Origin of the sequence: Nocardia sp. BMG111209, assembly GCF_000381925.1 — a bacterium.
In the GTDB taxonomy this organism is placed as follows: Bacteria; Actinomycetota; Actinomycetes; order Mycobacteriales; family Mycobacteriaceae; genus Nocardia.
The window spans coordinates 1,130,072-1,151,409 of record NZ_KB907309.1; the positions used below are offsets into that span (position 1 = coordinate 1,130,072).

A 21,338-nucleotide genomic window follows, 5' to 3' on the forward strand; every position below is an offset into this window, starting at 1 on the left:
TCGCGGTGCATCGGAAAGGTGTGAACGGTACTGATGTCCACGGATGACGCCTCGTTCGAGAAGGACGCCGCCGGGGTACCCCCCGGCTCGGCGGACCAGACAGCCGAATCCGTGACACCGCCGGCAGACCCGGCCCCGGAATCGGCCACCACCGGCGATTCGGGGAAGTCCGCCGCGGGGTCGGCGGACCAGGTCCCCGCCGCGGAGCCGGCCGAAGAAATCGCTGCCGCGGAGCCGGCCGAAGGAATCGCTGCCGCGGCACCGGATACTCCGGCGACCGGTGCGACGACCGATGAGCCGGTGTCCACCGATGCCGATGCCGCCGAGACGGTCCCGGATTCCGGTGCCGCCGAGCGCGCCGAGTCCGGCACCGACGCCGAGTCCGCCGATCCGAGCGAGGCCGGGGAACCGGCCCGTCCCGGTTCGCGGCGCGGCGTGCTCGCCGCCGCCGTGGCGGGTGTGGTGCTGGTGGCGGCCGTGGTGACCGTCGTCGTGCTCGCCGTCCAGGCGCACCACCGGCAGCAGCAGCTGGACCAGCGCGCCGCCGCGACCCACGCGGCCTGCGATTTCGGCCATGTCTTCGCCACCTACAGTTCCGATCACATCGACGACTACCTGAAGCAGGTCTCCGACGCGTCGACCGGCGACTGGAAGAAGCAGATCGACGAGACCGGCCCCCAGGTGAAGAAGGCGGTCGTCGACAAGAAGGTCAGCTCGACCGCCAACGACGTCCAGTGCGGCCTGAAATCCGGTTCGGACCACGACGCCCAGGTGCTGCTGCTGATCAGCCAGACCTTCTCCAGCGCCGCGGCGCCCGACTCGGCCCCGAACACCATCACCGCGGCGGCCACCGTCGAGATGCGGCAGGTCGGCGGGAAGTGGCTGGTGGCGAAGTTCGACACCCCGGCGCTGGCCCCGCAGGGCAAGTGACCCGATGAGCACCGCAGACGAGAAGGACAGGACCGACATGTCGAACGACCGGAACCGTGTGCGCGGCTCGCTGCCGCTGATCGGCGCCTTCCTGGCCGGCGTGGTCCTGGTGGCGCTGGTGGCCGCGGGTGTGACCTTCTACCAGCAGTCCAGCCATCGCGGCGATCAGCTCACCGCGCAGGATCGGGCCGCCGCGGCCGCCTGCCGCTTCGCCCACGACACCAACACCTACGACTACACCGGCAATCTCGACGACTTCCTCGATCGGATGAAGCGCGAGGCCACCGATACGGTCACCAAACCGCTGGCCGACACCTGGCAGCCGATGCGGCAGTTGCTGACCCAGGCGCAGGTGAAGGCGTCGGTGCAGGATGTGGCCTGCGGCTTCCAGTCCGGCGATGCCGACAACGCGAAGATTCTGGTCACGCTCAGCCTGTTGAAGACCAACTCCGTCACCCCGACCCCGAAGCGGCAGGACATCGCCGTCGTCGCGGGTATGACCAAGCAGGGCGACACCTGGCTGGTGGACAAGTGGGATCTGGCGATGCTCGCGCCGGGTCCGGACCAGTCCGGCGCCGGTCAGCCCGCGCCGGGTGCGCCGCAGTCGGGTGATCAGCAACCGCAGGGCACGCAGCCGGCCCCGGGTGTCACACCGGGTCGCTGATCAATTGCCGGAATATCCGGAAGATATCCGATCGGACCCCGGAAAAGATCGAATTCGAGGCCCGGAGAATTTACCGGATGTTCAGAAGAGTGTCAGCGTGTCGGGCGTTTCGGCGCGATGCCGGCCGGATTTCGGTGCGACCGAGGTCTGTACCGGTACCGGCGGCTCGTCGGTGATGGCCGGGATCTCCGCGGTGTGCGCCTCGGCGACCGCGGTGCTGGCGGCGATCTGCCGGGCGGCGGCGTTGGCCAGCGCGTCGGCCTGTTCGTTGAAGTAGTTGCCGACGTGGCCGCGCACCCAGCGGAAGCGTACCGGACCGGGCCGGGTGGAGATGGCCTGGTCGATGTGCTGGACCAGTTCCGCGTTCTTGACCGGCGCCCCGGTGGAGGTGCGCCAGCCGTTGACCCGCCAGGCGGAGATCCATTCGGACGCGCACTTGATCGCGTAGAGCGAATCGCTCTCGATGAGCAGTGGTTCCGATCCCGGATGCGCCAGGATCGCCTCCAATACCGCTCGTAGCTCCGCGATCTGGTTCGTGCCGGTCGGCCCGCCCCCGCTCGCCGATGTCCCCTGATGATTGACCCACGCCCAGCCGATGGCGCCTCCGGGATTACGGAGGCACGAACCGTCGGTGCTCACGATGATCATGACCGGTACCCTACGCAATCCTGCCGACGAGATCGGTGCCGTGGAAACCTTCTATCTCCCTGCGCAATTGAGATTTGCTACGACGGACCGCCGAATCCACGGTAGCGGCAACCAGTTTGGCGCCGAGGCGGCCTGGCAAACTTCTGGCCTCGTTGTACTCGACCGCCACGGTGAGGACCGAGCGGCCGTATCCGAGCGGATCGAATTGCACCGTGAGCGTGCCCAGTGCGGGCTCGGGGTGCGCAGGCGCCGTCTTCCTCTGCCGGCGCCTGCGCACCGTATATCCGATCACCGCGTTGCGGCGGTACTCCGTGATCTCCCACTCGAAGGTGGGATGCCACAATCCGAACTGGAGTGCCGCGGCATAGCGTGCGCCCGGGCCGTTCTCGAGTTCACCGAGCGGTTCGAAGGCGCCGATGCCGAACAGCCAATCCGGTACGAACAGATGATTGTCCGTGTAAGCGAATGCGACTTCGACCGGTGCACCGACATCGCCGGCGTACTTGATGTGGCCCATAGGCATGCTCCCCTGCTCCACCGCTGCGCATAAAAGTACTACATATGTCCTATTTATTGAACCGTATCGCCGGATCCGGTGAAGCTTTCATCGCGGGTCATCGAAAGCGCGGGAGCAGCGCGAATGTAGCGGAACGGTCGGTTTCCGGTCCCTGCTCCCGCGCAGTGTTTCCGGCAGGGGACGAACGGGTAAACCTTCAGGGCTGGCGAGCGTTCACCGGGACTGCCATCCAAGACCTCCGGCCAAAGTCGTCCGGTTCGGCGCTGGGCGCGGCGCGATAGCTGGTGAGCGCTCGCCCGCACCCAGTGCCGCGGCGGTGATCAGGCGAACTGGCCCACCGCTCGCCCGGTTCCGGGCGGCCCGGCGAAGGCCTGGGCGATGGTCAGCCAGTCGGCCGCATCCGACCCGTCCGCCCGCAGCGCGAGATCGCCGCGATGGCGACGCTGCGTGACCAGCAGGCAGAAATCCAGCGCCGGTCCGCTGACCCGCTGTGCGGCGGTCTCCGGTCCCCAGGTCCATACGCCGCCGTCGGGCGCGGCCAGTTCGACGCGGAAATCCTCGGCCGGCGCCGGTCGGCCCTGTACCGCATAGGCGAAATCGCGGGTCCGCACCCCGATATGGGCGATATGCCGCAGCCGCGGTGTCACCGGGCGGGTGGCCCCCAGCGTATCGGCCACGTCCTGGCCGTGGGCCCACGTCTCCATGAGCCGGGCGGTGGCCATCGAGGTCGCGCTCATCGACGGCCCGAGCCACGGCAACTTGGTGCCGGCCGGGACCGCGCGCAGCGCGTCGGTCAGGGTGCCCCGCCCGCGTCGCCAGCGATCCAGCAGTTCCGGCGCGGGGGCCGCGGCGAATTCGACGGCGGCCTCGTCGACGAAGGTGCCGGCGCGCGGTTGCGCGGCGCGGACCAGTTCGGCGAAGCGGGCGGCATCGGTGGCGGCCAGGATCGCGATCTCGTCGGTCCAGGTGAGGTGGCCGATCTGATGGGCGATGGTCCAGCCCGGCGCCGGGGTCGGCCGCGCCCAGTCCGCGGGCGGCAGGTCGCGCACGAGCCGGTCCAGTTCGGCGCTCTCGGCGGTCAGATCACCGAGCAGCGTCTCGAGTTCGGCCATGGCCTCAGCATCGCAGAACCGTCCGGAAAAATGCAAGCACGCGTGCTTGTATTACCCGGCGGCCGTTCAGTCCAGTGCGCCACGGCGGCGCCGGATCGGCTGCGGCCGCCGGATGCCGCGGAAGCGCTGCAGAATATGCGGCCGCCGGAGTTCCCGGGCGAACCATTCGCCGAGGGTCACACCCGCGGCCAGCGCGCAGCCGACCGAGAAGGCGCCGAACAACTGGCTGAATCCGTTGAGCAGATCGCTGTTCAACAGGGCCGCGAGGCCGCGGTACACCCGCAGGCCCGGCAGCAGCGGCACGATACCGGCCATCGCCACCACCAGCGGCGGCGTCAGTGCGCGGCGGGCCATCAGGCCGCCGGCCAGGCCGACCACGGTGGCGGCGAACCCGGTACTCACCACCGGCCCGAAACCGATCTGCGGGCCGAGCAGGTAACACACGGTCGCGGCCGCGCCGCTGAGCCCGGCCACCAGCAGCGCCTGCCGTTCCGCGTAACAGGCCAGCGCGAACGCCGCCGCGGCGACCGCACCGGCGACGATCTTCAGCGGCAGATTGGTGACGTCCCGGGCCGGGGTCATGATGATCGGCGGCGCCACCGCGTGCAGCAGATCGGCCACCCGCAGTGTCAGCGCGATACCGGCGATGATGCCGCCGGTCAGCATCATCACCTCGAGCATGCGCGCCGCCGCGGTGATCGGCGCCCCGGTGATGGCGTCCTCGACCGAGCCGACCAGTTGCGCCCCACTGAGCAGCGCCGTGATCCCGGCGGCGATGATCAGCGACGGGTTGACGTCCAGTCGCCCGGCGAAGGTCGACAGCAGGACCGCCGGCGTCGCCGCGATCACCCCGCCGATCACGTTCTGGAAGAAGAACGGCATCCGCCGCTGGTTGAGGACGCGGTTGGCGCGGTAGATCAGCATGGTGGTCGCGAAGCTGACCGCTGCGACCAGCACATCGCCGCCCAGCAACAGGGCGATCGAGGCCGCCAGCAGGGCCCAGCCGCTCGCCGCCACCCAGCGGCTGTAGGGGTGCGGGGCGGTGACGATCGAGTTCAGGGTGGCGCGCGCGTCCTCCACCGGGACCAGTTCGCGCCGCACCCGCCGGGTGAACCGGTCCACCGCGGCGAGCCGGGTGAAGTCCAGGGATCGGTAGTGCACCACCCGCATGGTGCTGGCCGGCGGCATGGTGGGCCCGCGGTCGGCCGAGATGCGGATGGAGTTGTAGGTGACGTCGATATCGCAGTGCGCCAGGCCGTAGGTGGCCGCCATGAATTCGATCCGGGTGCTGGTGTCCATCACCGCCGTCCCGGCCGACAGCGCCACCTCGCCGACCTGTTCGGCCAGTTCCAGCACCTCGGTGACGCGCGCGTCGTCGGCGAGGTCGATGGGCTGGACCGGCGCCGGCGCCTCGACGACCGCGTCCACGGTCGCCTTGCGGTCGGCGACCAGCCGGGCGGCCAGCCCGGTGACCGCCCGCCGCAGCGGTCCCCGCGGCCGGGCCGGCACGGGAACCCCGGCCTCCCATCCGGAGTCGAGGCCGACCGGCTCGTTCCTCGAGAATTCGCTCATCCGCACACCTCCTGTCCGCACCGCAGTGTCCGGGACGACCCGCGACCCGGCCGGTGCAGTGGACCGTCGCCACCATGGAGCGAGTGCCCGGCGGTTGCGGTGCCCACACCGTCCGGATTTCACCGTCCGGCGCGCGAATAATCCTCGACGGTCATCGAGTTGTAGAGGCGCGCACTCCCGGTCGTGAGCCGCAACAGCGCGCGACCGGCCCAGGTGGGCAGCGCCGATACCAGCCGGGCGCCCTGGGCCAGCCCGGTCACGCCGAGGCGCGAGGTGGGGATCAGGGTTTTCGCGGCGCTGAGCGCGGCCGCGTGACTGCCGCGCACATGCTCGGCCATCGCCCGCTCGTACGCCGGGAAGGCGATCTCGTGATCGCCGCCGGCCCGGACCAGCTCCCCGGCCAGCACGTACGCGCCGACGACGGCCAGGGTGGTGCTGCCGCCGACGGCCGGTCCGGGGCAGTACGCCGCATCGCCGACGAGCGTCACCCGCCCCCGCGACCAGGTGTCCATGCGGAGCTGGGTGATCGAGTCGAAGTAGAAGGCCGGGGTCCGGTCCAGTTCGGCCACCCAGTCCGCCACCTCGGCGTCGAATCCCCGGAACGCGGTGCGCAGCAACTCCTTCTGCCGATCCACGTCGCGGTGGTCGTAGTCGAGTTGCTGCTCGCCGCGGAACAGGAACAGCACCCGCGCGTCGTCGAGGTGCCGCGCGCCGTACATCCCCGCGGTCCGGCCGACCCCGGAGTGGATGACCAGTTCGCCGTCGAGCCCGGCGGTGTTCGGTAGCGACAGCACCCCCAGATGGGCGCCGGTGAAGGTGGCGAACCGGGACTCGTCCCCGAAGACGAGCCGGCGCACGGTCGAATGCAACCCGTCCGCGCCGACGACGAGGTCGAAGCGCCGGGACGCGGTCCGCTCGAACGACACCGGCCCGTCCGGCGCGATCGCGGTGATCGAGTCGCCGAAGATGTACTCGACGTCGTCGCGGGTGGCGTCGTGGTAGATCTCGCTGAGATCGTCCCGCATGACCTCGGCGTGCCGGGCCGACGCGGCGCCGAAGACCTTGGTGAGGTCGACCCGGACCGGCCGCGGCACCCCCTCCCGGTACAGGGACAGCCGGCTGGTGCCGGTGGCCCGCTGCTCGATTCGGGGGAGCACGCCCATCTGCTCCGAGATGTCCATCGCGGGCCGGAACAGATCGACGGCGTGCCCACCGGTCCGCCGCGGGCTCGGCGCTCGTTCGACCACGGTGACGGACCAGCCCTGCCGGGCCAGCCAGTACGCCAGTACGGGACCGGCGACACCGGCGCCGGAGACGAGAATCCGCATCAGAGTTCTCCTTACTTAACGATAAGTAAGACTAACACGGCCGCTTACCGATCGGTAAGTAAGATAAGGTGACGCCATGCCCCGCCCCTCCGACACCAAACAGCGGATCCAGGACGTCGCCCGCGAGCTGTTCGCGCGGCAGGGTGTGCAGCGGACCAGCCTGCAGGAGATCGCCGATCGGCTGGGCATCACCAAACCCGCGCTCTACTACCACTTCTCGTCACGCGAGGAACTGGTCCGCAGCATCGTGGCGCCGATGATCGACGACGAGGAGGCCTTCCTCACCGAGCAGGAGGCGCGGCCCGAGGTCGATCCTCGCGCGCTGCTGGCGGGCTACTTCGACTTCCACTACCGCCACCGCGCCGAGGTCCTGCTGATGCTGAGCGAACTCACCACGCTCGCCGACCTGGGCCTGATCGATCTGGTGATGGCGTGGCGGCGGCGGCTCGCGGCGCTGCTGTACGGCCCCGAACCCACCCTGGCCCAGGCCACCCGCGCCGCCTTCGCCTTCGGCGGCATCCAGGACTGCACGATCCAGTTCCCGGACACCCCGGCGGCAGATCTGCGCCGGGCCACCCTGGATGCCGCGTACGCCGCCCTCGGCCTGGAGCCGTGAGCGAAAAGCGAAGTGCCACAGGGTCCGTCGAGGACCCCGTGGCACAGGTGGAAGGATCCGATCACGCCGCGTCGAGGGCGGCGGTGATCTTGCGGGCCATCTCGGTGGCGGCCGGGCCGGGCCGATCCTGGTGGATCCGGGCGGCGTCGACCGCGATCACGATGGTGCTCCGGAAGTTCTCGGCCTCCGCCGGATCCTGCGCGGCGAGCAGGCGCATCGACTCGGTCAGGGCGGGCAGCACCCGGTCGGCCAGCGCGGCAACGGATTTCCCGCCGAGCGGCACCGCCCCGCGCCGCTGCGAGAGCACATGGCCGACCACGCCGGTGGCGGAGGTCAGGGCGACGCAGCCGTCGGTGGCGACCCGGTGCGCCTTCGGGCCGGCGGCCGCCAGCAGCGAGACCGCGCCGTAGGCGGCGGTACGCAGGGTCAGCTTGTCCCGGTCGGTGAGGGTGATCGTGTTGTTCGTCATGGCAGCAACATTCGGCGTCCGCGCTGACAGTCGGCTGTCACGCCGTTGACACCGCGTCCGTCCGCGCTGACGGCGGCGTGACAGGGGCGTGACAGGCCGGCCGCCGAAAGTCGTCGGCATGAGCAATTCGGCGATCGCGGTCTCGGGACTGCGGAAGAAGTACGGGGACAAGGTCGTACTCGACGGCATCGACCTCGAGGTCGGCGCGGGGACGGTCTTCTCTCTGCTCGGACCCAACGGTGCGGGCAAGACGACGACGGTGAACGTGCTGAGCACGTTGACGAAGGCGGACGGCGGATCGGTGCGGGTCGCGGGCCACGACGTCGCGACGGAGGCGAAGGCGGTGCGCGCCGCGATCGGCGTCACCGGCCAGTTCGCGGCGGTGGACGAGCTGCTGACCGGGCAGGAGAACCTGCAGTTGATGGTCGACCTGCACGGCCGGTCCGGCCGGGACGGCAAGCGGATCGTCGCGGAACTGCTGGCACGCTTCGATCTCGCCGAGGCGGCGAAGAAGTCCGCGGCCACCTACTCCGGCGGTATGCGCCGCAAACTCGATCTGGCGATGACGCTGGTCGGCGACCCGCGGATCATCTTCCTGGACGAGCCGACCACGGGCCTGGACCCGCGCAGCCGGCGCACGATGTGGTCGATCGTCCGCGATCTGGTGGCCGACGGCGTGACCATCTTCCTCACCACGCAGTACCTCGAGGAGGCCGATCAGCTCGCCGACCACATCGCGGTGCTGGATCAGGGCCGCCTGGTCGCCACGGGCACTCCCGGCGAGCTCAAGCGCCGGATCCCGGGCACCCACGTCCGGCTGCGCTTCGCCGATATCGCCGAACTCGACGCGGCCGCACGGGTTCTCCCCGACGGCACCCGCGACGACGAGGCGCTGACGCTGCGGGTGCCCGGCGACGGCGGCACGAAATCGCTGCGCGCCCTGCTGGATCGGCTCGGCGAGTACTCGCTCGACGCCGCCGAATTCTCCGTCCACACCCCCGACCTCGACGACGTCTTCCTCGCCCTCACGGGCCACGCCACCCCGGCCGAGCCGGGCAGTACCACGGAGGTATCCGCGAAATGAACTCCCATTCGGTCATGCTGCGCCGCAACTTCCGGCACATCGCCCGCAATCCCACCTCCGTGTTCAACGCGGTCCTGATGCCGATCATCATCATGCTGATGTTCGTCTACATGTTCGGCGACGCCTTCGACGTCGGCGAGCACTACATCGACTACGCGACACCGGGTCTGATGCTGCTCGCGGTCTGCTACGGCCTGGGCGCCACCGCCACCGCGGTCAACTCCGATATGACCAAGGGCATCATCAACCGGTTCAAGGTCATGGACGTCTCCCGCGGCGCGGTGCTCTCCGGACATGTGATCGCCACCGTGCTGACCAACCTGGTCGCCATCGCGGCCCTGACCGGCGTGGCCTTCGCGCTGGGCTTCCGGCCGTCGGCCGGGGTCGCCGACTGGTTCGGCGTGATCGGCATCGTGGTGCTGCTCGGTTTCGCGGCGGGCTGGCTCACGGTCGCCCTGGGCCTGGCGGCGAAGTCGCCCGAGACCGCGGGCCTGGCCTCGGTGCCGCTGGTCATGCTGCCCTTCTTCAGCAGTGCGATCGTGCCGGCGGCGAAGATGGGCCCCGGGCTGCGGCAGTTCGCGCAGTACCAGCCCTTCACCCCGATCATCGAAACCCTGCGCGGGCTGCTCGCCGGCCACCCGAGCACCGGCACCGCGCTGGCCGCGGTGGCCTGGTGCGCCGGGATCGCCGTGGTCGGATATGCCTGGGCCCGTTCGACCTTCAGCAAGCGAGCGTGACCGCGGCCAGCTCCGGCCCGCTCGCCTGCGCACCCGCCCGCATCGCCTCGGTGAACCTCAGGTCACCGAGGCGATGTCGTGCGGTCTGCTCGATCCGCGCCACATCCGGCAGTGAACGGTCCGGCAGGCCGAGGACGGCGGCGCTCGCGCCGAGCAGCCGGACGGCCTGCTCGTCCTGTTCGGCCCGCAGCGCCAGATCCGCGATCCCGACGAGCACCTTGGCGATCAGCGGTGCGTGCCCCGCCTCGGTCGCCGCCGCGAGCGCCGCCGCCCGGTGCGCGCGGGCCGCGTCGAGGTCGCCGGTCAGATAGCCCAGCAGATCGTGACTGGTGGCACGGCCGATCGGCTGTCCCGCCTCGTCACCCAGCAGCGCCGCCGCGATGTCGAGTTGCCGATATGCCCGATCGGCATCGCCCCGCCAGCGCGCGAGTTCCGCCTCCGCCAATGCCAATTCGGCCAGCACGTTCGGCCACGAGACGTCCGCCGCGCAGCGCCGCGCGTCCGCCAGCGCCGCCGCGCTCGCCGCCGAATCGCCTGCCAGCCAGTACAACTGGGCCTGGCGCGACCGCATCGGCACCACATCCTCGACGGCGCCGATCTCCCGGACGATCGCGATCGCCTGTTCGTAGTGCTCGCACGCGCCGGTGAAATCGCCGCGCATGGCGATGCGATTGGCGAGTTCGGTTCGCGCGAACGAGATTCCCCAACGCTCGCCGACCGCACGGAATTCGGTGAGCGCGGTCGCGAGCGCCGTATCCGCCGCCGCATCGCCGCGGCCGAGCTGGATCCGCAGCTTGCCGAATTGCAGCCGGGCCAGCGCCCGCACCCAGGGATCCGGATCCGACAGCAGCGCCTCCCAGGCGGGCAGGATCTCGTCCGGTCCGTGCAGCATGCGTTCGAGCGGGGCGGCGAAACTCAGCAACGGATGCCGGCTGCTGACCCGCAGACTCGCCTCGTACCCGCGGCGGATCCATTCCGCCGCGTCGAACTGATCGCTCTGCGGTCCGGAGGTCACGAACTGCACGGCGTGCGCGTACACCACGGCCCGGATCTCGTCGGGCACCTCACCCGGCAGCGCCGCGGCCGCCAGGACCGATTCGTTGCCCTCGGCCTTGTGCCCGCCGAGCCACCAGTACCAGCCGGCGGCCGCGGCCAGCCGCATCGCCTCCGCCGCCACCCCGGCCGCGAGCGCGCCGCGCATGGCGACGGCGATGTTGTCGTGGTCGGCCGCGAGGACGGCGAGCCAGTCCAGTTGTTCGGCCCGGCGCAGGTGCGGATCCGCGGTCTCGACCAGTTCGGTGAAGTACGCCAGATGTGCGCGACGCGTCCGGTCCGTCTCGCCGGCCTCCGAGAGCCGTTGCGCGGCATACTCTCTGATCGTGCCGAGCATCCGGTAGCGCGGCGCCCGATCCCCCTCGGCCGGTACCAGCGATTTCTCGGTCAGCGCGGTCAGCAGTTCGAGCACCTCCCCCGCCTCGACCCCGTCGCCCGCGCAGACCCGTTCGGCCGCTTCGAGACTCGCGCCACCGGTGAACACCGCGAGCCGGCGCAGCACCGCTCGTTCGGCCTCGCCGAGCAGTTCCCAGCTCCAGTCGATCACCGCGCGCAGGGTGCGGTGCCGGGGCAGTGCGGTCCGGCTGCCGCCGGTCAGCAGCCGGAACCGGTCGTCGAGCCGATCGGCGAGCTGATCCAGGGACATACTGCGCAACCGGGCCGCGGCCAATTCGATGGCCAGCGGCATCCCGTCCAGTGCGCGGCAGACCCGGGCCAGGGTCGCCAGCCCGGCGGCGTCGGTGGCGAGGTCGCTGCGCACCGCGGCGGCCCGGTCCCGCAGCAGCCGCACGGCCGCCGCCGACTCGATCTCCGCGGGCCCCGCGTCCGCGGTCGGCAGGGTCAGCGGCACCACCGGCCACAGCGCCTCACCGGTGATACCGAGCGGTTCCCGGCTGGTGGCGAGGATCCGCAGCCGCCGGCCCTCACCGAGTACGCGATGGGCGAAGGCCGCCGCGGCCTCGATCACATGCTCACAGTTGTCCAGGACGAGCACCATCGCCCGCTCCCGGACCGCGGCGACCACTCGATCCACCGGTCCGCCCTCGGCGGCCGTGCCGAGCAGCGCGTCCCGCAGGCCGAGCGCGGCGAGCGTCGCCTGCGCGACCCCCGATTCTCCGGCGTCCGGCGCGAGGGCCGCGAGTTCGACCATCCAGGCGCCGTCGGGCAGGTCGTCGAGCAGGGTGCGCGCGGTCTCCGCGGCCAGCCGCGTCTTACCCGATCCACCCGGTCCGATCAGCGTGGTGAGCCGATGTTCGGCGCTGAGCTCGCGCACCGCGGCGATATCGGACTCCTTGCCGATATAACTGGTGAGCTCGGCCCGCAGATTCGTCCGCCGGCCCTCCTCCCGCCGGCCCAGTTCCCCGCGCAACAACGCGACATGCAGTTCCGCCAGCTCGGCGGAGGGATCGACACCCAGTTCGTCGGCCAGGATCTCCCGGGTCCGCTCGTACACCCGCAGCGCTTCGGTATCGCGCCCCGAGGCGACCAGCGCTCGCATCAACGCGCCGACCAGCCGTTCCCGCACCGGATGCGCCGCCACCAGATCGGTCAGCTCGGTGACCAGGCCCGCGCCGTGACCGAGGGCGATCTCCGCGTCGAACCGATCCTCGGTGGCGGCCAGCCGCAACCCCTCGAGCCGGGTGATGGCGGCATCGAAGGCCGCACTCTCCTGCAACCCGACGTCCTGGAGCGGCGCACCCCGCCACAGCCCGAGCGCCTCCCGCAGCAGCGGCAGCCGTCGCGAATCCTCGTCGTCACGGGCCCGCGCCACGAGCCGTTCGAACCGCACCGCATCGACGTCCTCGGGTTCCACCCTCAGCCGATATCCGTCCGCCTGGCCCTCGATCACCCCTGCCGGCAACACCTTCCGCAATCGGGAAACCAAACGCTGCAAGGCATTCGCCGCATCCGCCGGTGGATTGTCGCCCCAGATCCAGTCCACGAGCGTCGCCCGCGGCACCGCCCGCCCCGGCTCCAGCGCCAGCGCGATCAGCAGTCCCCGCAGTCGCGCACCCGGCACATCGGCGAGAACCCCGTCTTCCCCGCGTATCTCGAATGGTCCGAGTAGCCCGATCTGCATTCGGCCGATCATGCCACGCGCATGTTCGCGGTGGGCGAACATGTCTGCGGAACATCGGGGGAAGGGGCGGGGTTGAGTAGGTATCGCTCAACCCTGGACGAGAAGCGGCCCGGGGAAGTTCTTGGAAGGGGCTTCAGACGATGAGTACCCCACGGAATCTGCCGGTGTTGTTCCTCAGTGACACGGTCGTGCTGCCCGGCATGGTGGTGTCGATCGCGCTCGACGAGGCGGCGCAGGCTGCCATCGACGCGGCCCGGGCCGCGAAACTGGACTCGGTGCTGGTGGCGCCGCGCCTCGACGAGGGTTACGCCTCGTACGGGGTGGTGGCGACCATCGAACAGGTGGGCCGGATGCGCGGCGGTGCGCCCGCCGCGGTGTTGAAGGCGGAGCAGCGCGCGAAGATCGGGCACGGCGTGACCGGGCCCGGCGCGGCGCTGTGGGTCGAGGCCGAGCCGGTGGATCCGGCGCCCGCCGACGGCCGCGTGAAAGAGCTTGCGGCCGAATACAAGAAGCTGGTCGTCTCGGTGCTGCAACGGCGCGAGGCGTGGCAGGTCATCGATGTGGTGAACCAGCTGACCGATCCGTCCGCGCTGGCCGACACCGCCGGCTACGCGCCGTACCTGAACGACGAACAGAAGCGGCAACTGCTCGACACTCCCGATGTCACCACGCGTTTGACCACGCTGATCGGCTGGACCAAGGACCACATCGCGGAAATGGAGGTCACCGAGAAGATCAGCGAGGACGTCCGCGAGGGCATGGAGAAATCGCAACGGGAATTCCTGTTGCGCCAGCAGCTCAACGCGATTCGCAAGGAACTCGGCGAAGGCGAGCCCGACGGGGCCGACGACTACCGGTCCCGGGTCGAGAACGCCGATCTGCCGGAGACGGTCCGCACGGCCGCGCTGCGCGAGGTCGACCGGCTGGAGCGCGGCAGCGAGCAGAGTCCGGAGGCGGGCTGGATCCGCACCTGGCTGGACACCGTCCTGGATCTGCCGTGGACCGTGAAAACCACGGACTCCGACGATGTTCCGGCCGCCCGCGCGGTGCTGGACGCCGATCACCACGGTCTGGACGAGGTGAAGGACCGCATGGTCGAGTACCTGGCGGTGCGGGCCCGGCGGGCCGCGCGCGGCCTGGAGGTGGTCGGCGGCCGCGGTTCCGGCGCGGTGCTGGTGCTGGTCGGTCCGCCCGGTGTCGGCAAGACCTCGCTCGGTGAGAGCGTGGCTCGGGCGTTGGGGCGCAAGTTCGTTCGCGTCGCGCTCGGCGGCGTGCGGGACGAGGCGGAGATCCGCGGGCACCGGCGTACCTACGTCGGCGCGCTGCCCGGCCGCATCGTGCGCGCGGTCAAGGAGGCGGGTTCGATGAATCCCGTTGTGCTGCTGGACGAGATCGACAAGGTGGGCTCGGACTACCGCGGCGATCCGGCGGCGGCGCTGCTGGAGGTGCTGGACCCGGCCCAGAACCACACCTTCCGGGATCACTACCTGGATCTGGATCTGGACCTGTCCGACGTGCTGTTCATCGCGACCGCGAACGTCATGGAGACCATCCCCGGCCCGCTGCTGGACCGGATGGAGCTGATCACCGTCGACGGCTACACCGAGGACGACAAGGTGGCCATCGCCCGCGACTTCCTGGTGCCCCGGCAGCTGGAACGCAACGCGCTCACCACCGAGGAGGTGCGCATCACCGATGCGGCGCTGCGCGAGATCGCGGCGAACTACACCCGGGAGGCCGGTGTGCGGCAGCTCGAGCGACTGATCGCGAAGGCGTTGCGCAAGGCCGCGACTCGGCTGTCCGAGCGCGAGATCCCGGCGCCCGCACTGGGTTACGACGCGGCGCTCGGCTACGACCGGCCGATCGCCACCGGATCCGGCCCGCTGACCATCGATCTCGGTGAGCTGCGGGACTACCTGGGCCGGCCCCGGTTCACCCCGGATTCGGTGGAGCGCACCGCGGTTCCGGGTGTGGCGACCGGCCTGGCGGTCACGGGTGCGGGTGGTGACGTGCTCTACATCGAGGCCAACGCGGCCGAGGGCGAGCGCTCGCTGACGCTGACCGGGCAACTGGGTGACGTCATGAAGGAGTCCGCGCAGATCGCATTGACCTATGTGCGTTCACATCTGGCGGAGATCGGGATCGAACCGGCGGTGCTGGATCGCAACATCCACATCCACTTCCCGGCGGGTGCGGTGCCGAAGGACGGTCCGTCGGCGGGCGTCACCATGGTGACCGCGCTGGTGTCGCTGGCACTGGGCCGCCAGGTGCGCGCGGATGTCGGGATGACCGGCGAGGTCACCCTGAACGGCCGGGTGCTGCCGATCGGTGGCGTCAAGCAGAAACTGCTTGCCGCACAACGGGCCGGCCTGCGGACGGTGTTCATCCCGGCACGTAACGAACCGGATCTGGACGAGGTGCCCGCCGACGTGCTGGCCTCGCTGGATGTCCGCCCGGTGGCCGATGTGGCCGAGATCCTGGCGTACGCCATCGAGCCGGTCGCCGAACCGGCCTACGACGCAACGGCATTCGCCGCGTCCGCCTGATTCGAGTACCGGAACGGGCCGTGCGGATTCTTCGGAATCCACACGGCCCGTTTCTTTTCCGCGTGTATGGAATCGATTTCCGGATTGATCGCTGACAGATAGCCAATTCTGGTACATATCTCTCGAATCGGTCATATTGCAACGGTGTAGTTCACCGAACGGCCGGTGACATCGATCACCGAGAGGCGCTCCGGTCGGTGAGGATCGAACATTTATCCAGTTCAAAGCAGATTTTCAGGCGCTCCGAAGGCTCCGCATACGAAATCCTGACACCGACGTTTCATGGTCTTAACAAGTCCTTAATCACGTTTGCGTTACGTTCACCAGGCCCGGAAAGTTTCCGGACCAGAGAACTCCTGAAATTCGGTGATCGAGATGAAGAAGACGATGATGGGTGCGGTGTCGATCGGGACGCTCGCGATTGCGTCGACCCTGGCCTTCGCGGCCGGTACCGCCAATGCCGCGCCGGATCTCGCGGCCACGACGGTGCAATCCACCGTCGTCACCCCGGATGCGACCGCGGCCCCCATCGCGGACGCTCAGCAGATTCCGGCCAGCGCCGAACTCGTCGACGATGCCGCCCCGCACGATCCGCAGGCCGACTTCAACACGGCACTCGGCCAGGGCGCGACCCAGTTCGGCCTGGCCACCGGCGTCGGCGGCCTGGTCGGCGGCGTCACGGGCGCGGCGGTCGGGTGCGCCCTCGGCATCGCCACCGGCGGCACCCTGTCGGCCCTGGTCTCGGTCGGCACGCTCACGCCGCTCGGCGCCCTCGGCGGCTGCCTGCTCGGCGGTTCGACCGTCGGCGGCGTCGGCACCATCCTCGGCGGCGCCGCGGCCGGCATCCCGGTCGGCATCCTCAGCATCGTGCAGGGCGCCAACAACCTGCACGCCCAGGGCGACCTGTAATCCGGACGTCCCGCCGCGGGCCCGTGCGCGTCACCCCTCGCGCGCACGGGTCCGCATGCGGCGCGTCACCGCGGCGCAAGTCCGCCGCAAGCGGGTGAATCCACGATCGGGAGCATGACTTCCGTACCTCATACCCCGGTCCTCGTCGTCGGTGGTGGGCTGGTCGGCCTGTCCACGGCGCTGCTGCTCGAGTATCACGGCGTGCCCTACGTACTCGTCGAACGCCGCGCCGCCGCATCCCCGCTGCCGCGCTCCCGCGGCCTGCACACCCACACCGGCGAGATCTACCGGCAGCTCGCGGTGACCGAACGGGTCGACGCCGCGGCCGCCTCGGCCCTGCGGGCCGGCCGCTTCGGCGGCGCCTGGACCGGCGAAAACCTCAGCGTCGCACAGCCACTCGACATCGACATGCACAGCATGGGCGCGGGCGTACCCAGTCCGGCGCGTTTCGTATTCCTGCCGCAGGTACTGCTCGAGCCGGTCCTCGCCGAAACCGCCCGGGAACGCGGCGGCGACCTGCGATTCGGCGTCGAGCTGACCGATTTCGACCCGGGCCCCGACGGCGTCCTCGCCACCCTGCGCGACACCGCCGGCACCGAAACCCGGTTGCGCGCCGACTATCTGATCGCCGCCGACGGCGCGAACAGCCCGATCCGCCGCGCGCTCGGCGTCGGCGGCTGGGAGCTGCCACCGACCCACCACTACCTGAACGTCTTCGCCCGGGTCGATCTGACCGGCGTGCTGAACGGCCGCAGCTTCAGCCAGTGCGAGATCGACGGCCCGGTCCGCGGCCTGGTGCTGTCCAAGAACAACACCGACGAATGGTCGTTCCACCTGGAATACGATCCGGCCGTCTCGACCCCGGCCGACTACCCCGACGATCGCTGCGCCGACCTGATCCGCGCGATGATCGGCCGCCCCGACCTCGACGTACGCGTCCTGGCCCGCGCCGCCTGGGACACCGGCACCTTCGTGGCCGACGACTACCGCTGCGACCGAATCTTCCTGACCGGCGACGCCGCCCACCGGCACGCCCCCTGGGGTGGCTACGGCGGCAACACCGGCGTGGCCGACGCGCACAACCTGGTCTGGAAACTCGCCGCGGTACTGTCCGGCGCGGCGTCCCCGGACCTACTGGACACCTACGCACCGGAACGGCGACCACGAGCACTCGTCGCGATCGAACAGTCCCGGCTCGGCACCGACTTCCGGACCCGCTACGGCCTCCCGACCCCGGACAACGCCGCCGACCTGGCCCGCCGACTCGACCTCGACACCGTCATGAGCCGCTACCGCTACGCCGCACCCGACGCCGAACCGACCCCACTGCACGTCGACGACCTGTCCGGTCGGACCGGAACCCGAGTCCCGCATCTGTGGCTCGATCCCGAAGAGACACTGTCCACCCTCGACCTCTGCGGCCCCGGCTTCGCGGTGCTGGTGGCGGGGACCGGCACCCCGTGGCGGGATGCCGCGAGCCGCGCCGCCCACGCGACCGGCGCCGACATCGAGGTCCACTACCTCCCGGAACAACAGTGGCAGGAAGCCACCGGCCTCCCCGCAGGCGGCGCACTCCTGATCCGCCCCGACCAGCACGTGGCGAGCCGCCTCGGCACCGCAGATCCCGACGCCCTCACCAGAGCCCTGCGTGCGGCCCTGGGCACCGCGATCCCCGCCACCGCCACACTCGGATCGGACTCCGCCGCCGTACTCGGTTGATCAGCCGCCGGTGCGATCCGCGTCCACGGCCCGGGTGGTCCCCTGTGCGACCGCGCACAGGGTGGCCTCCCCCGCCTCGTCCTCGGTCCACAGCTCACAACTGCACGCCGCCTGCCGCCGGGTGGACCCGACGACCCGCGCCTCGGCCCGCAACCGGACACCCCCGGCCGGCCGCAGATACGTGATGCTGAACCCGCCGGTCAGCACGTTCGGCCCCAGAACCGTCCCGGCCGCGAAGGTCAGCGAGTTGTCGGCGGCATACGCCAGCACCCCGCCGTGCAGGAAACCGAACTGCTGCCCGAGTTCGGGCCGGATCGGAATCTCCAACGTGGCAGCCCCAGCGCCGAACGAGGTGATCTCCGCCCCGAGTAGGGCACTGAACGGCTGAGCGGCCAGCACGGCCCGCGCGAGTTCCAGATCCAACGGCGTGGTCACGGGTGAGCTCCGAACGGTCGGGGACGAGCCGCCGGACGGGCCCGATGCCGAGATCGAAGTCTAGTCGCGGTGTCTCGGCGGGCCCGATTCATCCCGTCTTGGTGTAGACCGCCCGGATTCGTCGTACCCGTGAGGTAAGACGTACTCGTGGCCAGGTGGCTGTTGCATGTCGATCTCGACCAGTTCCAGGCGGCGGTGGAGTTCCGCCGGCACCGGGAACTGCGCGGTCTGCCGGTCATCGTGGGGGGTAACGGCGATCCGGCCGAGCCGCGCAAGGTGGTCACCTGTGCGTCGTATCCGGCGCGGGCCTTCGGTGTGCGGGCCGGGATGCCGCTGCGTCAGGCGGCTCGCCTGTGCCCGGACGGTATCTTCCTCCCGCTCGACATGGCCACCTACGAGGAGGCCTCCGCCGAGGTGATGGACCTGCTGCGCACCTTCCCGGTGCGGGTCGAGGTGCTCGGTTGGGACGAGGCGTTCCTCGCCGCCGACACCGACGATCCGGAGCTGCTGGCTCGCGAGATCCGCAGTGCGGTAACGGAATTGGATCTGAGTTGTTCGATCGGCATCGGCGACAACAAGTTACGGGCCAAACTGGCGACCGGCTTCGCGAAGGCGGTCGGCAAGGGTACGGCGGCGGTGACCGACGGCGGGCCGGCGGATCGCGACAGTGCGACCGAACCGCTCGCTCCGGCCGAGGCCGGTGACGGTGGAGCCGACGAGTCTGCCCGCGCCGGGACGGGGATCTTCCGTCTGACCGTAGACAACTGGACCGAATTGATGGCGGACCGTCCGACCAGCGCACTCTGGGGTATCGGTTCCCGCATCGCGAAACGCCTGTCGGAGTTGGGTATCGACACGGTGGCGCAGCTGGCGGCCGCTGATCGGGAGCGGCTGGCCGCCGCGTTCGGGCCCAACACCGGGCCCTATCTGTGGGTGCTCGGCCACGGTGCGGGCGACACCGATGTGGTCACCGAGCCGCACATCCCGGTCGGTCACAGCAAATCCGAGACGTTCCCGCACGATCTCACCGATCGGGCCGCGATCGAGGCGCAGGTGGCCCGCCTCGCTGCCGAGGTCGCCGAGGAGGTGGCCGCCGACGGGCGGGTCACCGCGCGGGTCGGTGTCATCGTGCGCACCAACACCTTCTTCACGCGCACCAAGCAACGCAAACTGCCCGCTCCCACCACCGACATCGCCGAGATCGTCGACACCGCCCTGGCGGTGCTGGCCCGATTCGAGCTCGACCGGCCGATCCGGCTGCTCGGCGTCCGGCTGGAACTCGTCCCCCTCGACACGCCGTGAGTTCGCGTGAGCCGTGGACACCGGGTATGCAGGGATGCGGGGCGTTGCTGCGCCCACGAGCCGACCGCGGCGGATCGGTTTGTCATGCTGAGAGCTGAGATCGATTGGGAAGGCTGTCCATGAGCAAGTACGAGACGATCCGGTTCGAACAGTCCGGGGGTATCGCACGCATCACCCTGAACCGGCCCGATGCGGCGAACGGCATCAACCATGTGCTGAGCCGGGAACTGGCCGAGATCGCGGGCCTGGTCGCCGACGATCCGGCGGTGAAGGTGGTCACCCTGACCGGCGAGGGCAAGTTCTTCTCCGCGGGCGGCGACCTGAAGGCGATGGCGGCGAACGAAGCCAAGGCCGGCGCGTACGTGAAGGGCCTCGCCGACGACCTGCACCGGGCGTTGTCCTCCTTCGCGCGGATGGACGCGCTGCTGATCATCGGCGTGAACGGGGTCGCCGCCGGCGCCGGGTTCAGCCTCGCCGTGACCGGCGATCTGGTGGTCGCCGCCGACACCGCCTCCTTCACCATGGCCTACACTCGCGCGGGCCTGAGCCCCGACGGCGGCGCCTCCTACTATCTGCCGCGCCTGATCGGCCTGCGCCGCACCCAGGAGCTCATGCTCACCAACCGGTCCCTGTCCGCCGCCGAGGCGCTGGAATGGGATCTGCTGCATCGGGTCGTCCCCGCCGCCGAACTCGCGACCGCCGTCGACGAGCTGGCCGCGCAGTTCGCCGCGGGCCCGAAGTTGTCCAACGCGAACGTGAAGAAGCTGCTGCTGGTCAGTTCCGATCACACCCTCGAGGAGCAGCTGGCCCGCGAGTCCGCCTTCATCTCGCACTGCGCCGACTCCTCCGACGGCCAGGAGGGCATCGCCGCATTCCTCGGCAAGCGCACCCCGAAGTTCGCCTGACAGCGCGACGGCCGCCCCCGCTGTTCCACCCCGATCAGGAGGATCCGTGCCATGAGCACACCGGACGACTGGAATACGAAGATCATCGAAGAGTTCCGGGCGAACGAGGGCCGCGTCGGCGGCCCGTTCGAGGGCGCCCCGATGATCCTGGTCCACCACAACGGCCGCAAGAGCGGCCGCGAGGTGGTGACCCCGATGATGTACATGGCCGACGAGCAGGACCCCGACACCATCTACGTCTTCGCCTCCAAGGCCGGCGCCCCCACCAACCCGGCCTGGTACTACAACCTGACCACCGCCGGCGCCGGCTCCGTCGAACGCGGCACGGGCGGCTATCCCGTCACCGTGGACGAGGTGACCGGCGAGCGCCGCGACACCCTCTACGCCGAACAGGCCCGCCGCTACCCCGGTTTCGGCGATTACGCCCGCAAGACCGAAGGCATCCGGACCATCCCGGTCCTGGCCCTGCACCGCGCCTGACGATCCCGGACCTCGTCCGCGGCCCTCTGCAGCACCAGGTCCGGCCCGGACACACCCGGTGTTCTCCTCCGCCGTGGCACCGCTCCGGAAGCGGTGCCACGGCGGATCTCCAACTCGTACAAGCAAATTCGCAGTGCTGCCGAATCCGGATCGAGTGCGCCGATCCGATACGGCCGCTCGGGCCGCGCAATGCCTGCCGATCCGCAACCACATTCGCCGATCCCGTTCCGGG

19 protein-coding genes are annotated in these 21,338 nt (G+C 70.2%); 11 read left to right on the forward strand and 8 right to left on the reverse strand.

What is annotated here, in order from left to right; translation table 11 throughout:
- The first annotated feature begins 33 nt into the window (after nt 1–33).
- Both G361_RS0136280 and G361_RS0136285 read left to right on the forward strand, forming a co-directional pair.
- The gene (locus G361_RS0136280; RefSeq protein ID WP_019932055.1) at nt 34–930 is read left to right on the forward strand and encodes a hypothetical protein; all 897 of its coding nucleotides are present in this window, start codon (nt 34–36) and stop codon (nt 928–930) included.
- A 37-nt stretch (nt 931–967) separates the two neighbouring features.
- Complete coding sequence (locus tag G361_RS0136285; RefSeq protein WP_196814719.1) at nt 968–1,594, forward strand: hypothetical protein; 627 nt, start codon at nt 968–970, stop codon at nt 1,592–1,594.
- Between the two features lie 81 nt (nt 1,595–1,675).
- Here G361_RS0136285 and G361_RS45970 read toward each other — a convergent pair whose 3' ends face one another.
- The 5 genes from G361_RS45970 to G361_RS0136310 all read right to left on the reverse strand — a co-directional run bounded on the left by G361_RS45970 (nt 1,676) and on the right by G361_RS0136310 (nt 6,771).
- Nucleotides 1,676–2,242 carry a ribonuclease H gene (locus G361_RS45970; protein WP_019932057.1) on the reverse strand — a complete coding sequence of 189 codons (567 nt, stop codon included), beginning with the start codon at nt 2,240–2,242 and terminating at the stop codon, nt 1,676–1,678.
- Nucleotides 2,243–2,252: 10 nt separating this feature from the next.
- Entirely contained in the window at nt 2,253–2,759 is a 507-nt protein-coding gene (locus tag G361_RS0136295) for an SRPBCC family protein (RefSeq protein ID WP_019932058.1), read from the reverse strand.
- Between the two features lie 320 nt (nt 2,760–3,079).
- Complete coding sequence (locus G361_RS0136300) at nt 3,080–3,871, reverse strand: TIGR03084 family metal-binding protein (protein WP_019932059.1); 792 nt, start codon at nt 3,869–3,871, stop codon at nt 3,080–3,082.
- 66 nt (nt 3,872–3,937) lie between these two features.
- Nucleotides 3,938–5,443, reverse strand: coding sequence for a threonine/serine exporter ThrE family protein (locus G361_RS0136305; RefSeq protein ID WP_019932060.1), 1,506 nt, complete (start codon nt 5,441–5,443; stop codon nt 3,938–3,940).
- A gap of 119 nt (nt 5,444–5,562) precedes the next feature.
- Complete coding sequence (locus G361_RS0136310) at nt 5,563–6,771, reverse strand: FAD-dependent oxidoreductase (protein ID WP_019932061.1); 1,209 nt, start codon at nt 6,769–6,771, stop codon at nt 5,563–5,565.
- Nucleotides 6,772–6,847: 76 nt separating this feature from the next.
- Between G361_RS0136310 and G361_RS0136315 the strand changes: the two genes are divergently transcribed.
- Nucleotides 6,848–7,387: a TetR/AcrR family transcriptional regulator gene (locus G361_RS0136315; RefSeq protein WP_019932062.1), complete on the forward strand. Its 540-nt coding sequence runs from the start codon at nt 6,848–6,850 to the stop codon at nt 7,385–7,387.
- A 61-nt stretch (nt 7,388–7,448) separates the two neighbouring features.
- On the opposite strand, the gene G361_RS0136320 is transcribed toward G361_RS0136315, so the two are convergent.
- On the reverse strand, nt 7,449–7,856 hold the full coding sequence (locus tag G361_RS0136320) for a hypothetical protein (protein ID WP_019932063.1): 408 nt from the start codon (nt 7,854–7,856) through the stop codon (nt 7,449–7,451).
- 118 nt (nt 7,857–7,974) lie between these two features.
- Between G361_RS0136320 and G361_RS0136325 the strand changes: the two genes are divergently transcribed.
- Nucleotides 7,975–8,940 carry a daunorubicin resistance protein DrrA family ABC transporter ATP-binding protein gene (locus G361_RS0136325; protein WP_019932064.1) on the forward strand — a complete coding sequence of 322 codons (966 nt, stop codon included), beginning with the start codon at nt 7,975–7,977 and terminating at the stop codon, nt 8,938–8,940.
- On the forward strand, nt 8,937–9,677 hold the full coding sequence (locus G361_RS0136330) for an ABC transporter permease (protein ID WP_026343932.1): 741 nt from the start codon (nt 8,937–8,939) through the stop codon (nt 9,675–9,677). The genes G361_RS0136325 and G361_RS0136330 overlap by 4 nt, the downstream gene beginning before the upstream one ends.
- On the opposite strand, the gene G361_RS0136335 is transcribed toward G361_RS0136330, so the two are convergent.
- Nucleotides 9,661–12,810, reverse strand: coding sequence for a BTAD domain-containing putative transcriptional regulator (locus G361_RS0136335; RefSeq protein ID WP_026343933.1), 3,150 nt, complete (start codon nt 12,808–12,810; stop codon nt 9,661–9,663). The two genes, G361_RS0136330 and G361_RS0136335, sit on opposite strands and share 17 nt — an antisense overlap.
- 140 nt (nt 12,811–12,950) lie before the next feature.
- Between G361_RS0136335 and lon the strand changes: the two genes are divergently transcribed.
- The 3 genes from lon to G361_RS0136355 all read left to right on the forward strand — a co-directional run bounded on the left by lon (nt 12,951) and on the right by G361_RS0136355 (nt 17,984).
- The gene (lon, locus tag G361_RS0136340) at nt 12,951–15,356 is read left to right on the forward strand and encodes an endopeptidase La (protein WP_026343934.1); all 2,406 of its coding nucleotides are present in this window, start codon (nt 12,951–12,953) and stop codon (nt 15,354–15,356) included.
- A 375-nt stretch (nt 15,357–15,731) separates the two neighbouring features.
- Nucleotides 15,732–16,265: a hypothetical protein gene (locus tag G361_RS47550; protein ID WP_155981964.1), complete on the forward strand. Its 534-nt coding sequence runs from the start codon at nt 15,732–15,734 to the stop codon at nt 16,263–16,265.
- 114 nt (nt 16,266–16,379) lie between these two features.
- A complete protein-coding gene (locus G361_RS0136355) occupies nt 16,380–17,984 on the forward strand; it encodes an FAD-dependent monooxygenase (RefSeq protein WP_019932069.1) in 1,605 nt (534 codons plus the stop codon).
- On the opposite strand, the gene G361_RS0136360 is transcribed toward G361_RS0136355, so the two are convergent.
- The gene (locus G361_RS0136360; RefSeq protein ID WP_019932070.1) at nt 17,985–18,419 is read right to left on the reverse strand and encodes a PaaI family thioesterase; all 435 of its coding nucleotides are present in this window, start codon (nt 18,417–18,419) and stop codon (nt 17,985–17,987) included.
- A gap of 147 nt (nt 18,420–18,566) precedes the next feature.
- Here G361_RS0136360 and G361_RS0136365 point away from each other — a divergent pair, with 147 nt between their 5' ends.
- The 3 genes from G361_RS0136365 (at nt 18,567) to G361_RS0136375 (ending at nt 21,106) form a co-directional block, all read left to right on the forward strand.
- The gene (locus G361_RS0136365; protein ID WP_019932071.1) at nt 18,567–19,721 is read left to right on the forward strand and encodes a DNA polymerase IV; all 1,155 of its coding nucleotides are present in this window, start codon (nt 18,567–18,569) and stop codon (nt 19,719–19,721) included.
- Between the two features lie 119 nt (nt 19,722–19,840).
- Nucleotides 19,841–20,626 (forward strand): enoyl-CoA hydratase/isomerase family protein, encoded by a 786-nt coding sequence (locus G361_RS0136370; protein WP_019932072.1) that lies wholly within the window; start codon nt 19,841–19,843, stop codon nt 20,624–20,626.
- A gap of 51 nt (nt 20,627–20,677) precedes the next feature.
- The gene (locus G361_RS0136375) at nt 20,678–21,106 is read left to right on the forward strand and encodes a nitroreductase/quinone reductase family protein (protein WP_019932073.1); all 429 of its coding nucleotides are present in this window, start codon (nt 20,678–20,680) and stop codon (nt 21,104–21,106) included.
- The last annotated feature ends 232 nt before the right edge of the window (nt 21,107–21,338 follow it).

What these genes read in the sequence shown, in the direction of transcription:
- G361_RS0136280 (WP_019932055.1), top strand. Translation starts at nt 34, where the DNA reads ATGTCCACGGATGACGCCTCGTTCGAGAAGGACGCCGCCGGGGTACCC.
- G361_RS0136285 (WP_196814719.1), top strand. Translation starts at nt 968, where the DNA reads ATGTCGAACGACCGGAACCGTGTGCGCGGCTCGCTGCCGCTGATCGGC.
- G361_RS45970 (WP_019932057.1), bottom strand. Translation starts at nt 2,242, where the DNA reads ATGATCATCGTGAGCACCGACGGTTCGTGCCTCCGTAATCCCGGAGGC.
- G361_RS0136295 (WP_019932058.1), bottom strand. Translation starts at nt 2,759, where the DNA reads ATGGGCCACATCAAGTACGCCGGCGATGTCGGTGCACCGGTCGAAGTC.
- G361_RS0136300 (WP_019932059.1), bottom strand. Translation starts at nt 3,871, where the DNA reads ATGGCCGAACTCGAGACGCTGCTCGGTGATCTGACCGCCGAGAGCGCC.
- G361_RS0136305 (WP_019932060.1), bottom strand. Translation starts at nt 5,443, where the DNA reads ATGAGCGAATTCTCGAGGAACGAGCCGGTCGGCCTCGACTCCGGATGG.
- G361_RS0136310 (WP_019932061.1), bottom strand. Translation starts at nt 6,771, where the DNA reads ATGCGGATTCTCGTCTCCGGCGCCGGTGTCGCCGGTCCCGTACTGGCG.
- G361_RS0136315 (WP_019932062.1), top strand. Translation starts at nt 6,848, where the DNA reads ATGCCCCGCCCCTCCGACACCAAACAGCGGATCCAGGACGTCGCCCGC.
- G361_RS0136320 (WP_019932063.1), bottom strand. Translation starts at nt 7,856, where the DNA reads ATGACGAACAACACGATCACCCTCACCGACCGGGACAAGCTGACCCTG.
- G361_RS0136325 (WP_019932064.1), top strand. Translation starts at nt 7,975, where the DNA reads ATGAGCAATTCGGCGATCGCGGTCTCGGGACTGCGGAAGAAGTACGGG.
- G361_RS0136330 (WP_026343932.1), top strand. Translation starts at nt 8,937, where the DNA reads ATGAACTCCCATTCGGTCATGCTGCGCCGCAACTTCCGGCACATCGCC.
- G361_RS0136335 (WP_026343933.1), bottom strand. Translation starts at nt 12,810, where the DNA reads ATGCAGATCGGGCTACTCGGACCATTCGAGATACGCGGGGAAGACGGG.
- lon (WP_026343934.1), top strand. Translation starts at nt 12,951, where the DNA reads ATGAGTACCCCACGGAATCTGCCGGTGTTGTTCCTCAGTGACACGGTC.
- G361_RS47550 (WP_155981964.1), top strand. Translation starts at nt 15,732, where the DNA reads ATGAAGAAGACGATGATGGGTGCGGTGTCGATCGGGACGCTCGCGATT.
- G361_RS0136355 (WP_019932069.1), top strand. Translation starts at nt 16,380, where the DNA reads ATGACTTCCGTACCTCATACCCCGGTCCTCGTCGTCGGTGGTGGGCTG.
- G361_RS0136370 (WP_019932072.1), top strand. Translation starts at nt 19,841, where the DNA reads ATGAGCAAGTACGAGACGATCCGGTTCGAACAGTCCGGGGGTATCGCA.
- G361_RS0136375 (WP_019932073.1), top strand. Translation starts at nt 20,678, where the DNA reads ATGAGCACACCGGACGACTGGAATACGAAGATCATCGAAGAGTTCCGG.